9 protein-coding genes and 2 pseudogenes are annotated in these 12306 nt (G+C 63.4%); 9 read left to right on the top strand and 2 right to left on the bottom strand.

Annotated elements, in window-relative coordinates; translation table 11 throughout:
* Positions 1-51 precede the first annotated feature (51 nt).
* The 4 genes and pseudogenes from AB1I47_RS00855 to AB1I47_RS00840 all read left to right on the top strand — a co-directional run bounded on the left by AB1I47_RS00855 (position 52) and on the right by AB1I47_RS00840 (position 5105).
* Complete coding sequence (locus AB1I47_RS00855) at positions 52-441, top strand: hypothetical protein (protein WP_354681884.1); 390 nt, start codon at positions 52-54, stop codon at positions 439-441.
* Positions 442-1404: 963 nt separating this feature from the next.
* Positions 1405-2521 (top strand): annotated as a pseudogene (locus tag AB1I47_RS00850) (ATP-binding protein).
* Between the two features lie 666 nt (positions 2522-3187).
* Positions 3188-4099, top strand: a pseudogene (locus AB1I47_RS00845) (DNA-binding protein).
* An 805-nt stretch (positions 4100-4904) separates the two neighbouring features.
* Positions 4905-5105 carry a hypothetical protein gene (locus tag AB1I47_RS00840; RefSeq protein WP_354681883.1) on the top strand — a complete coding sequence of 67 codons (201 nt, stop codon included), beginning with the start codon at positions 4905-4907 and terminating at the stop codon, positions 5103-5105.
* 471 nt (positions 5106-5576) lie between these two features.
* Here AB1I47_RS00840 and AB1I47_RS00835 read toward each other — a convergent pair whose 3' ends face one another.
* Complete coding sequence (locus AB1I47_RS00835) at positions 5577-6338, bottom strand: IclR family transcriptional regulator (protein ID WP_354681882.1); 762 nt, start codon at positions 6336-6338, stop codon at positions 5577-5579.
* Positions 6339-6430: 92 nt separating this feature from the next.
* Between AB1I47_RS00835 and AB1I47_RS00830 the strand changes: the two genes are divergently transcribed.
* The 5 genes from AB1I47_RS00830 (at position 6431) to AB1I47_RS00810 (ending at position 11244) form a co-directional block, all read left to right on the top strand.
* Complete coding sequence (locus tag AB1I47_RS00830; RefSeq protein ID WP_407935782.1) at positions 6431-7402, top strand: Bug family tripartite tricarboxylate transporter substrate binding protein; 972 nt, start codon at positions 6431-6433, stop codon at positions 7400-7402.
* A gap of 118 nt (positions 7403-7520) precedes the next feature.
* A complete protein-coding gene (locus tag AB1I47_RS00825) occupies positions 7521-8219 on the top strand; it encodes an RraA family protein (protein ID WP_354681881.1) in 699 nt (232 codons plus the stop codon).
* Positions 8216-9148: an NAD(P)-dependent oxidoreductase gene (locus tag AB1I47_RS00820; protein WP_354681880.1), complete on the top strand. Its 933-nt coding sequence runs from the start codon at positions 8216-8218 to the stop codon at positions 9146-9148. Before AB1I47_RS00825 ends, AB1I47_RS00820 begins: the two co-directional genes overlap by 4 nt.
* A 10-nt stretch (positions 9149-9158) precedes the next feature.
* Complete coding sequence (locus tag AB1I47_RS00815; protein ID WP_354681879.1) at positions 9159-10229, top strand: cyclase family protein; 1071 nt, start codon at positions 9159-9161, stop codon at positions 10227-10229.
* 31 nt (positions 10230-10260) lie between these two features.
* On the top strand, positions 10261-11244 hold the full coding sequence (locus tag AB1I47_RS00810; RefSeq protein WP_354681878.1) for a tripartite tricarboxylate transporter substrate binding protein: 984 nt from the start codon (positions 10261-10263) through the stop codon (positions 11242-11244).
* Positions 11245-11425: 181 nt separating this feature from the next.
* On the opposite strand, the gene AB1I47_RS00805 is transcribed toward AB1I47_RS00810, so the two are convergent.
* On the bottom strand, positions 11426-12052 hold the full coding sequence (locus AB1I47_RS00805; RefSeq protein WP_354681877.1) for a tyrosine-type recombinase/integrase: 627 nt from the start codon (positions 12050-12052) through the stop codon (positions 11426-11428).
* Positions 12053-12306 lie beyond the last annotated feature (254 nt).

Genomic DNA, 12306 nt, shown 5'->3' with positions numbered 1-12306 from the left:
GAACTCGATGCATTGCAGTCAAAGCGCAGGAAACAAGCGTCCACTCCTATCGTGGACATCTCTGTTGTCTCCGCAGCTTGGGGCGATGTTCAGCGGGAGCGAAAAATGCGAGCGATATTTGCCAGAGACTACACGCAACGGCCCGTCACGGTGACCGCCCGAGAATACGTCGTTGACGGTATTCAGATTGGGGTTGGCGATCTGGTGGACGTTCGCGTTCTGGATCAGGATGTGACGTTTGGTATCCGCCTTTGCGGTCCGGGAGAAGGCGCGGGCAGCTGGCGAGGCACGATCTGTCATATTGCGCGCGGTGAAGAGTCGGTTACGTATGCCGAAGGTCTTGAGGTGAATGATACTGTCGAAGTCTCGCGCCCGGAGATGGCCGAGATCATCAAGCCGAAGGACGAATCCCGGCCTGTTTCAGCTGGCGGCGAGGTGTGACGGCCGAAACACCTGCCTAACTTGCTTAGAAAATCACTCGGAAGCCACTTCTTTGCGACGGCCAAGAAATCAGCGTTTAATTGACAGCGACATTCTCCAATTTTCTTCGTTAGAAGAAAATACGCTCTGATTTCCGCTAGTTTCGACCTTGGAGGAAGAGGGAATGGTTGTTGAAAACAGAAACCTTCATGTGGTTTTCGTGCATCGCCACCGACGCTGCCAACGGCTCAGCCACGAAAATGGAGCCGCTTCCAAGGGAAGTGCCAAGTCATCAGCGTGGTGCCGACATGGAGGTCTTGCGTTCGTCGGTAGGCGAGGGCGTGTCTCTCGCGGCGGCGGAGATCATGCTTGAGCGGCGCGTTACGCTGAATGCAGCACCCCGTGAAGCTTAGGCTGAGGACATTGAAGAGCCCCCCTTTTGCTGCTGTTCGATGTCCTCTCCAGATCGACGCCTGTGTACGGCGTCGTTCAGAGCGACGCCAACGGAAGCGACGCCTGTGGCCTCCCAGCACTTTGGAAACTAACCGGCTGCGCGCCCCGGCCACTTGCACTTCGCGACAAACTGCAGACGGATGCACGTGGCCGAACCCGTGGCCTAGCGCTTACCGAATTCTTCGCACCGCTTCGAGCACGGAATGCCCCTGACTTGTCAGACGAGGATAGGCATTGGCGCTATCATGGCCATGCTCTATCGTGTCCAGCTTGTGCACCAACAAGGTGCCCAATCGATCTCCTGCTCGTCGCCAAGCAGCAGTAGCGCGGCGATTTCATGCGGGCTTGGCATAAGTGGCCTGCGTTGTCGTGGCTTGGAGAAACGAACTACGACTGCTGCCGCGAGGTCGATTCCCCATCGCCATCCAGATCCCCGGCGTTAGTGCCGAAACGTCATTCACGGAATCGCCGGCAACCAGCGTAGGATTAAGTTCCTACTTTTGGGCTCGCTCAATTTCTTCAGGAGCAGATATGCGACTAGCTGACTTCATCCTGCGGGACATGGGGCGCATTGTGGCGGCCTGGGAGGAGTTTGCGAGCACCCTGATGCCAGCCGCAAGCAATCTGGACTCCCGCGCACTGCGCGACCACGCACAGGAGATCCTGCAGGCCGTGGCCAGGGATTTATCGACCCCGCAAACGAGTGACGCTCAAACGCGAAAAATCAATGGGGCGAGCCCACACTCCACTCGGTGCGCCAGACACTGCCGCACAAACGCACGCCCTCATGCGGGCGCGTGGTGGCTTCAACATCAACCAGATGGTCGCGGAGTACCGGGCGCTGCGCGCCAGCGTGCTGCGTTTGTGGATAGACGAATGTCAGTCGGTCGTCCCGGATCTGGACGACATGATCCGGTTCAACGAGGCTATCGATCAGGCAGTGGCGGAATCAGTGGGTTTTTTCGATGCGCAGGTAGAGCAGGCGCGCAACCTGTTGCTCGGAATGCTTGGGCACGATATGCGCAGTCCCCTGCAGACCATCCAGATCGCCGCCTCGTATCTGGCGGCGCTGAACGCCGGGGAGAAGGTATCGGACGCTGCAGCCCGACTGATTCGAAGTGGTGCCCGCATGAATTCTCTTCTGGATGATCTGTGCGACTTCAACCGAACGAAACTCGGCTTGGGTATCAACATCGCTCCTGACGATGTCGATCTGGCGGAGGTGGTTGGCGATACCGTGGACCAGTTGCGTACAGCTCATCCGGCCTGCCGCGTCGAGCTTGAGGTGAAGGGCAACGTGCAGGGTGTTTGGGACGGTTTGCGCCTGCAGCAGCTGCTTTCTAATCTGGTGCTCAATGCGATAAGGTACGGCGCGCCGGACAAGCCGGTCCGCGTTGTAGTCACCGGTCATGACGCGGAAGTTAGTCTCGAGGTTAGCAACAGCGGTCCCGCCATTGACCGGCTGACGCTGGAGCGGATCTTTGACCCGCTGAAGAGAGGCCCAGATCAGGAGAACAAAAACGCGGACGGCCTCGGACTCGGACTGTATATCGCGAGCGAAATTGCCAAGGCCCATCACGGATCGATCGAGGCGCGGTCCGACCAGGCAGAGACCGCGTTTGAGGTGCGTCTGCCGCGTCGCGTGTAGGCGGGCGACTTGAGTCTCACGGACGTGCAACGACGTGCGTGGGCTTCTGCTTTCGGTAAATACTGATGGCCGTTTCGGGTCAGCGCGAGGCAGTGAGCCATTGGCGCGGAGCAGTCCAACGAATTCGGGCTTTGAGGTTACCCCGTTTTATCGGACAAATCTGCATTTGAATTTTATGTCGATGGGTTTTCTCCTTGTGATGGGGCGGTGTAGGCCCGGTGTAGCGGCGGATTCATGACACCGACAGGTAGCTTTTCAAATTCCCGCGGGGAGAGATAGCCCAGGGCGCTGTGCAGGCGGTGCGGGTGCATGATCCGCATCATGTCGACCGTGTTCTGCAGAATCACGGCCGATGCCACCAGATCGATATAGGGGTCCCTTTGATTTCCGCGCAATTTACTGCGGTAGCCACCCTTAGCATTTCATGCGGGTTTCCGGGCGATTCCCCACTGAAACCCCAACAAATCAATCACTGGCTGACTGGGCTTTTTCCCGCCGTCTTTCTACGTTCCCATCGTCTGGCTCGGCCCGACGGCCCTTCGCGGCCCGTTTTTGGTCGGATAATTGGATTTATCCGTCTTAGCTGTTCAAGCTCCATGATGAAATGGCTTCTCTAACGTTAGCACGTGCGTAAGATAGGTGCCAAAATCACGATGGGAAGCCCCCATGTCCCGCCTTGCCGCCACACCCGACCAGATCCGCGCCACCGTGCTGGCCATGCTGACCGAGGCCGGCGACGCGGCGCCACCGACCCACGCGCTTCCGCCGCGTGGTGTCGGTGCGCAAGCTGCGCGCGCGCCTGGGCGGCGGCGACCCCGCCACGCTGTCGCGCACGCTCAACGCCATCGAGGCGTGGTACGCGCGGGCTTGGCCGAGCTGGCGCTGCCCGAGATTCCCGTCGAGATCGCCGAACAAATGCGTGCGCTGTGGCAGGCCGCGGTGGCGGTGCAGCTCGACGAGGTGGTGCGCTTGAAGCGCGAGGCGCAGTCGGCGGTCGAGACCGCGCAGGCCGCGCGCGCCGAGGCCGAGCTGCGCATCGAGCTGCTGCGCCAGGAACTGACGGAGACCCGCCAAGCCCTCGCCACGCGCGACACCGAACTCGCCGAAGCGCGCGCCGCACAGGCTGCGGCAGTCGCGCGCGCCGATGAGCAGGCCGCACGCCGTGGAGAACTGGAGGCGGCGCTGGCGACCGCGCAGGAACGCGCAACGACGGGCGAGCGCACCCATGCCGAGGCGGTCGCCACCATCCAGGCCCGCTACGAGGGGCTGTCCAAGCAGCTACTGCAGGAAACCGCGCACCAGCGCGACGCGGTGCAGGCCGAGCGCGCCCAACTGGCCGCGCAGCTCAAATTCGTCGAGCGGCGCCTCGCGGCGCTGGAGCAGGAGCGCGCGCGCCTCGACGCGGACCTATCCAGCGAGCGGGCGGCGCGCCAGACCGCCGCCGGCGAGGCAAGCGCGCTCAAGGCCGTCACCGCCAGCCAGCGCGCCCAGCTCGACGAGCTGCTGCGTGCGACCTTGGCCGCCGCACCGAAACCGCGTGTGCCCAAGTCGACGCGTAAGCCGACGGCCAAGCCATGAACCCGGCCGACTGGATCGACACGGCGACGGTGCCGCCACGCCGGCTGCCGGACAGTGTCGAGGCGGCGCTGACCTACGTGGCCGAGGCGCTTGGGCACGCGGCCTACGCGCACTGGACGCTCGCGCGCCTCAAGCGGCGCTACGGGTCGCTCGCCGAGGCAAGGCCGCGCAGCCGGCGGTGCTCAAGCTGCTGCTGGCACACGATGGGGCGATCGAGTACTGGAAACGCGGGCGCCTGTATACGGTGCCGGCCAACGAAGCGCCCAGCCCGGCGACGGTGCTGACCCCGCTGCTGCACACGCACCGCCGTCGTTTCCGGTCCACCGCCTCCTCGGGGAAGGAAGCAGCGGTTCCGGCGGCAGCGCAGGCAAACGGGGCTGGTCGCAGCGAATCCGTGGCTGGCCACTCACGGCCATGCTGACCACGCGTGGCTCGCGCGCGCCGGCCGCTTCGCCCAGCCGCACGCTGCCACCAACACGCTGGGCGCCGCCGACGACGTGCAGGCGCTGGCGCTCTTACTGCGCGACCGGACCGAGCGCTCGCCACCCACGCTGCGCGCCGACGCGGCTGATCCCGCCAGTGCTGCTGGGCGCGTGCGATGCCTGGCTCGACGCGTCGGGGTGCGACGATTCGCTTCCGGCGCTGCGGCGGAGCGCGATCTGGGCGTTGTACCGCTACGCCGGCGTGCGCCTGGCGGAACTGGCCTGGTCTGCCCAGGCTGGAGGCGGAGGCCCCCCGTCGCTGGACGCTCTTTGTCTGCGGCAAGGGGCGCAAGGCGCGGGCCATCCCGCTGCGGACCCCGTGCGTGGCGGTGCTCCGCGCCTACCGGCGTGCTCGCGGCCTGCCGGCCGACCCGCCGGTGCACGAGGCGCTGTCGGTGATTCACGGCAACAAGGGCGAAGCGCTGCAGCAAGCAGGCCTGTACCGGGAGGTCAAGGCGATCTTTGCCGCCGTGGCCGATAGCTTGCAGGCACGCGAGCCGGGGGCAGGCGCTCTTACTGATTGACGATGTGCCGTGACGATCTGTTGGACCGGCGTATCGCTGATCTGTCATGGCAGCGCAATCCCGAGCGCGGCCCGCACGAACCCATAGAAAGTCGCAGCTCGCTGGCGGGCCGCGGCCGGTTGCTGCTCACCCTGGCTGTAGCTGCATAGCAGGCCCGTCACGCGTGCTCGCCTGGCGGCTGGGTCATGGCCTGCCGCAGTGGCTTGCGATTGCGCGCCGCCGGCGCGCTCCTCAGTCCGGTAGGGAGACTATGGATTGAGATCGTTGGCTCCGTCGCCCCACCGGCGGGGCCAGTTGTGCAGGTGACGCGGCGCCTTGTCGACCCAAACCAGATGGCTCAGAACGACCCATCTCTGCCACTGAGGCGGGTAGTTCCAGTGGCTGCTTTGCAGCCGATGGCCGACATGGGTTTCAATGAAGACGAGTCCCACTCGACTGCGCAAATCAGTGGCGTTTTCCCGAACAATTGCCTCAAGGATGCCAAGTCGATGGCTTCGCGGTCTGCCCGCGTGAGCCGGAGATCAGATACGACATTTCGCGACCCGCGGCCAGCATCAGTTCGATATATTCGCCCAGCTTGTCGCGGGTCAGGCGACTGATCGGGCCAGAGATGCATAGCGAGCCTGCTAGTGTCCAGTTGATGCCGAACACAGGAACTGCAATGCTGGAAACTTCTGGCTCGCGTTCTCCCATTGAGATGAAGTATCCGTCCTTGCGGATCGTTTCGTAAGGCTCGCCCATTTCACCGGCAAAGGCTCGCAAGACACGACCGGGGGCGCCAATCAACGGCAGCCGTTCACCTACGCGCACGTGATGTCGCACCGCGCCGGGCCCTTCAACACGCACCAGGCAGGCCCGCGTGTCGCCCTCTCTGACATAAAACGCGGCACTCTCTCGTGTCTCGTACGAGATGCGTCGCAACACGGGTTCGATCGTATCGCTGACGCGAAATGCCGCCTGATAGCGTGCACCGAGCCATCCCGACGCTGCGCCGAGTCGCCATTGGCCATCATCCCTTTGCACCAGATATTCGGATTGAGCTAGCGTCCTCGCGGTGCGCAAGACGGTCGATTTGCCCATGCCGACGCGTCGGCTGAGTTCAGCGAGCGTGAGCGCGGTATCGTCCGCCGAAAACGCTTCCAGGATCTGCAATGCCCGCGTCACTGCGATGATTGTGTCTTTATCAACACTTTCGTTGGGGTCTTCCAAAGCGGGCGAAGTGTTCCGTTTCATGGCATGCGTTCCGTAGTAGGCAACGCGATTGTACACGTCGCAACGACTCCCTATAGTTAGCGCATAGAACAAGGCAAACCACGGAGACAACCTTGAAACGGACTACCCGCCTTCTGGCCGCCTGCGCCATTTTCGGCCTACTGCAGCTGTCCGCAGCGGCCGAGACCTATCCCACAAAGCCTATACGCCTGATTGTGCCGTTCCCGCCGGGCGGTGCGCCGGATGCTTTCTCGCGCGCCATCGGCAACCAAATGAGCCACGACCTGAAGTGGACGGTTGTTATTGAGAACAAGCCGGGCGCCGGCGGCAATCTTGGCATCGAAGCCGCGGCCAAGGCGGCGCCGGACGGCTATACGCTCGTGTTCGGCCAGACCAGCAACCTGGCCATCAATCCCTCGCTATACAAGAAACTCCCGTATGACCCAGGCAAGGATCTGGCGCCGATAGGGCTGATTGCCTCCGCGCCACTAGCGCTCGTGGTCGCGGGCAATTCCCCATACCGCAACCTTGGCGACGTGCTGGCGGCAGCCAAGGCCAAGCCCGGCACCGTCACCTTTGGCACGCCTGGCAACGGCACGGTAGCCCACCTCGCCATGGAACTGCTGCAAAAGCAGGCCGGCGTGAAGCTGCAGCATATCCCCTACAAAGGCGCTTCGCAGGCACTGACCGACGTGCTGAGCGGTCAGGTTGCCATCTATATCGGTTCCGTGCCGACCGTCATGGGGCAGATCAAGAACGGCAAGCTGCGCGGCCTGGCAGTGACTTCGACCAAGCGCTCTCCGCAGCTTCCCTCGACGCCTACGGTCACGGAAGCCGGTGTGAGGCAGTTTGAAGCCGATACCTGGTTCGGCCTGCTCGCGCCCGCTGGCACGCCTGCGCCGATCCTTGAAAAGCTCAATGCCGAACTGAACCGCGCCCTGAAGACGCCTGACGTCAAAACCAAGATCGAAGCCGAAGGCGGTCGTGTCCTCGGCGGCAGCAGCACGGAATTCGCATCGTTGATGCAGAAGGACCTGGCCCGCTGGCGCGTGGTGGTCAAGGATTCCGGCGCCACCATCGACTGAGCGCTGGCGCGCTTTCAGCCACCAAGCACTTTCCAACCGCTTCGCATCACTGTAGAACTTCCCGCCGTGGGAAACCGGGCGGGCAGTGGGATGCATTCGCACTTTTCCAGGAGCAACCATGTCCGCGCAACCGACCCTCCCTGATGTCATCCGTGATTTTGAACGTGTACCGGCAGAGATCGTCCGCCAGGCTTCGGAGTTCGCCTCGTCCATCTTTGCTGACGTGGCCGGACGCCGCGGCGGCATGCACGGCCGCATTGCGCCGCTCAGCCCCACCAGCCGCTTCTGCGGCACAGCACTGACGGTTGAAGTGCGACCGGGCGACAACCTGATGATCCACGCGGCCATGGCGCTGGCCCGCCCGGGCGACGTCATCGTGGTCGATGGCAAAGGCGACCAGAACAGCGCGCTGATGGGCATCATCATGGTCCAGCAGTGCATCGCGCTCGGCGTGACCGCCGTCGTGCTCGATGCCGCGTCGCGGGACGCCGACGAAATCCGGGAGGCGGGCTTCCCGATGTATTCCGTGGGTACCAACCCCAATGGCCCGACCAAGTTCGTGCCGGGCCGGGTCAACCACCCGATCCAATGCGGTGGCGTCAGCGTATGCCCGGGCGATCTGGTGATCGGGGATGCAGACGGTGTCGTGGTCATCGAACGCGATAAGGCGGCTTCCCTGATCGCCGCGGCGGCCGAGAAAGTTGCCGGCGAGCGCAAGCGCATCGACGGAATCAAGTCGGGCAAGGCTTTGCGTCCGGCATGGCTGGAAGACGCGCTGCGCGCAGCGGGCGTGCTGAAGGCGGGAGAGGCACTGTGAGCGCCGCCAGCAAGCCTGTCATTGTGGTGACTGCGGAAAATCTCGCCCCGCAAGCCGTCGCCTTGCTATCCGATTACGAACTGATCTATGCCGGCAAGGCCGCCAGCGAAGAGGAAACGGCCGACCTGTGTCGCCGCCATGCGCCTGTGGCGATCATCGTGCGCACCAGCAAGGTGGGTGCCATGGCGCTCGACGCGGCGCCGTCCATCCGCGTGTTGTCCAAGCACGGCAGCGGCATCGACAACATCGACCAGCAAGCCGCGCAGGCGCGTGGCGTGAAGGTGGTGGCGGCCGCCGGCGCCAACGCTGCGGCCGTGGCCGAGCAAGCCATGGCGCTGCTGCTTGCCTGCGCGAAATCCGTGGTGCACCTGGACCAGCGCACGCGCACGGGGCATTGGGACAAGGCAACGCACCAGAGCCTTGAATTGAAGGGGCGTACGCTGGGCCTCATCGGCCTGGGCGCCATCGGCCGCCGCTTTGCCCGCATGGCAACTGCCATGGACATGAACGTGCTGGGTTACGACCCCTTCGCGACAGAGGTACCGGACGATATCCGTGCGGTCAGCCTGGATACGATCTGGCGCGAGTCCGATGTCCTGTCGTTCCATTGCCCGCTGACTGCTGACAACAAGGGCTTGCTCGGTGCCGAGGCTTTGGCCGCTTGCAAGGACGGCGTCATCGTGATCAATACCGCGCGTGGCGGCCTGATCGACGAGACGGCACTGCTGGCGGCAGTGGAGAGCGGCAAGGTTGCAGCAGCCGGACTGGATTCGCTGGCACAGGAGCCTCCTGCTCCGGATCATCCGTTTTTCCGTCATCCGAAGTTCGTGCTCAGCCCGCATATCGGCGGCGTGACCAGCGACGCCTACGTCAACATGGGCGTGGCGGCCGCGACGAATGCCCTGGCGGTGCTGAGCGGGCAACGATAAGGAGCCGGGCATGGACTCCATACAACCTCGCTGGAAGCGGCAGCCCGAAGGCGGTCACTGGGGCGAATTCGGCCCCGATGACCAACGCGGCCGGATGAACCTCGTCGACCGCGCTAAGGTGCTCCAGGGTGTGGCGGAAGTACGCGAGGGCGTCACGTTCTGCCTGTCGCTGCCGCTCGACTATCCGGGCGGGCAAACGATGAATGTCCGCCGCCAACCGCCGCGCCGCTTTGCCGTGCTGCGCGACGGCAAGAGCGCTGGGCAGCAAGGCTTCTGCTGGTCTTATCAGTCGGAAGACCCCGACCTGACCGATGTCGTCAACGACGACGTGGTGTTGATGAGCCTGCAGTACTCGACGCAATGGGACAGTCTTGCGCATGTCGGCAGCCATTTCGACGCGGATGGCGATGGCAAGGAAGAGCCGGTGTTCTATAACGGCTACCGGGGCGGCGAGGATGTCATCGCGGGCATTGAGACGCAGTCCACTGAGCCGTGGGCGCGCTACGAGAGTCCCGAAGCGCGCGCGCTGAGCATTGCGGTGCTGGCCGAGCATGGTGTGCAGGGGCGCGGCGTCATGATCGACCTTGAGCACCACATCGGTCGCAAGCGCCACGCCGTCGGCTATGACGAATTGATGCGCATCCTCGATGCCGACAAGGTAGTGGTCGAGCAGGGCGACATGGTGTGCCTGCATACCGGCTTTGCGGACACCCTGCTGTCGATGAACAAGATGCCCGACCTGCGAGTGCTGCACGAAACCGGAACCGGGCTGGACGGCCACGATAGGAAGCTGCTCAACTGGATCACGGACGTGCGGCTCGCTTGTCTGCTCGCTGATAACCCAGCCGTTGAGCTTGTCGTGCCCAAGCCGCTAACACCTTCGCCGATCCGTGGCCCCCGGTTGCCGCTCCATGAGCATTGCCTCTTCAAGAACGGCATCCACCTGGGCGAACTGTGGCATCTGACGCCGTTGGCGCGGTGGCTGCGGGCACAGCAGCGTAGCCGCTTCCTATTGACGGCACCACCGCTGCGCCTGCCCGGCGCCGTCGGTTCCCCGGCCACTCCCATCGCTACCGTTTGATTTTCATCACATAAGAATCTGGAGTAGAGACATGTTCAAGCCCATCACTGCCCGGCTGCTTTCGCTCGCATTGCTTGGCCTCGGCATTTCCGCTAACGCCGCTCACGCTGCCCCCGCCACCTATCCCGACCGGCCCATCCGTCTGGTTGTACCTTATCCCGCGGGCGGTGCCGCCGATACGGTTGCGCGCACTCTGGCCGCACCGCTCGGCGCCAAGTTGGGACAGACCATCGTGGTCGACAACCGGCCCGGTGCAAGCGGCGTGATCGGCGCTGGCGCCGTGGCTAAGGCCGCGCCCGACGGTTACACGCTGCTGCTTGATGCCACCGCGCATTCCGTCAATCCGAGCTTGCAGGCGCGCTTGCCGTACGACACCGCCAAAGACTTCGCCCCCATCTCGCTGGTGGTGCTGGTGCCGAACCTGCTGGTGGTGCCGCCCAATTCTCCATTCAAGTCGCCGAAGGATATCGTTGCCGCGGCCAAGGCGAAGCCGGGCAAGCTGACTTATGCTTCAGCGGGGCCGGGCACGGCACAGCACCTGGCGGCCGAGCTGTTCCGGCAACAGTCGGGGCTGGACCTGCTGCACGTGCCCTACAAGGGCGGCGCGCCGGCGCTGAGCGACCTGATGGGTGGCCAGGTCGACATGATGTTCAGCAATATGGCGGCGTCATACCCGTTAGTCGCGGGCAAGAAGCTCAAGGTGCTGGCCACGACGGGAACGAAGCGGTCTGCCGCGTTGCCGGACACGCCCACGATCGCCGAATCCGGATTGCCGGGCTATCAGGTCTACGAATGGAACGGCCTCTTTGCCCCGGCCGGTACGCCCCAGGCGATCGTCGACCGGCTCAGCGCGCTGACGCGGGAAGTGCTCAACTCTCCAGAGGTCTCTCAGCGACTCGCCGCCATCGGCGCCGAACCGGCGGGCTCGCGGCCCGAGGACTTCCGAAAGTTCGTCGAAAGCGAGACCGCGAAATGGGCCAAGGTTATCAAGCAAGGCGGCATCCGGGCCGAGTAACGATCCTCAACATGAAGGTCCATGATTTCTACGGGCAATACGAGCAGCAGCTTATGCGCAGCTTGATTTCATGGACCCATTCGATCCAAGGCGGCTTGCGGACCTATTTCAGCCGGTCGCGGGCCCCACTCCAATGGCCGGAACTGGGCCGGCAAGCGACCGCTCACCGGCCGTGCTGTCATCAAACTTCAGTCTGTTCCGCCATCTCAAGGGCGTCGTCGACCTCGATGCCAAGATATCTGACAGTGCTCTCGATCTTAGCGTGTCCAAGCAGCAACTGTACTGCGCGCAGGTTCTTCGTGCGCCGGTAGATCAACGATGCCTTCGTTCGGCGCAACGTGTGTGTGCCGTACGCCGAGTCATCGAGGCCGATCGAAGCGATCCATCGATGCACTAGGCGGGCGTACTGCCGCGTCGAAAGATGGGCAGAGGCGTGAAGTCGGCTTGGGAAAAGGTGGTCAGATGAACGGAGCCCTCGTATCCGAATCCAGGCAGCAACGCTCTCACGGGTCTGCTCGGTGATCTCAAACTGCACCGGTCGATGGGTTTTTTGCTGAGTGACTGTGGCTCGGGCGGCCACGTGATCGCCGTGGCATATGTCTTGGACCAGCAATCGAGTCAGATCGCAAGCTCGGAGCTTGCTGTCGATGGCCAAGTTGAATAGCGCAAGCTCGCGAGCATTCGAGGACATTTGGAGTCTGGTGCGGATCGCCCAGATTTCCTTGAGCTTCAAGGGCGGCTTCTGACCCGTAAGCTTCCCTTTGTTCCAAGGAACGTGAGGCGCGGCGGGGGAGGTTTGCGTGTCCATGACAAGCTCCTTTCTGGTAAGGGAGAGCCAGTTTGCGCCTGCTGTAACGGTCGCTGTCCGACCCACTGCCGCCGCTCCACCTTTGGTACGCCGAGCGTCGGTTGACGGAGTGCTACGACCACTCGCTCGCTTTGTCGCGGGCGCATCGTCGGCCGTTGCCGACTTTCGGCGCGGCTGCCTCAAACGTCTGCAACCGTGAGAGTGTCGAATCTTATTCATAACAAATCCGCCATCTGGTTGCCCGATGTCATGGA

It is taken from the genome of Cupriavidus necator (assembly GCF_040578825.1).
In the GTDB taxonomy this organism is placed as follows: domain Bacteria; phylum Pseudomonadota; class Gammaproteobacteria; order Burkholderiales; family Burkholderiaceae; genus Cupriavidus; species Cupriavidus necator_E.
The sequence above is the reverse complement of the archived record's forward strand: the minus strand, read 5'-3'. Positions and strand labels throughout refer to the sequence as shown.

Excerpts from the sequence above, each read along its gene's own strand:
- AB1I47_RS00835 (WP_354681882.1), bottom strand. The coding sequence starts at position 6,338 with ATGAAACGGAACACTTCGCCCGCTTTGGAAGACCCCAACGAAAGTGTT.
- AB1I47_RS00825 (WP_354681881.1), top strand. The coding sequence starts at position 7,521 with ATGTCCGCGCAACCGACCCTCCCTGATGTCATCCGTGATTTTGAACGT.
- AB1I47_RS00815 (WP_354681879.1), top strand. The coding sequence starts at position 9,159 with ATGGACTCCATACAACCTCGCTGGAAGCGGCAGCCCGAAGGCGGTCAC.
- AB1I47_RS00810 (WP_354681878.1), top strand. The coding sequence starts at position 10,261 with ATGTTCAAGCCCATCACTGCCCGGCTGCTTTCGCTCGCATTGCTTGGC.
- AB1I47_RS00805 (WP_354681877.1), bottom strand. The coding sequence starts at position 12,052 with ATGGACACGCAAACCTCCCCCGCCGCGCCTCACGTTCCTTGGAACAAA.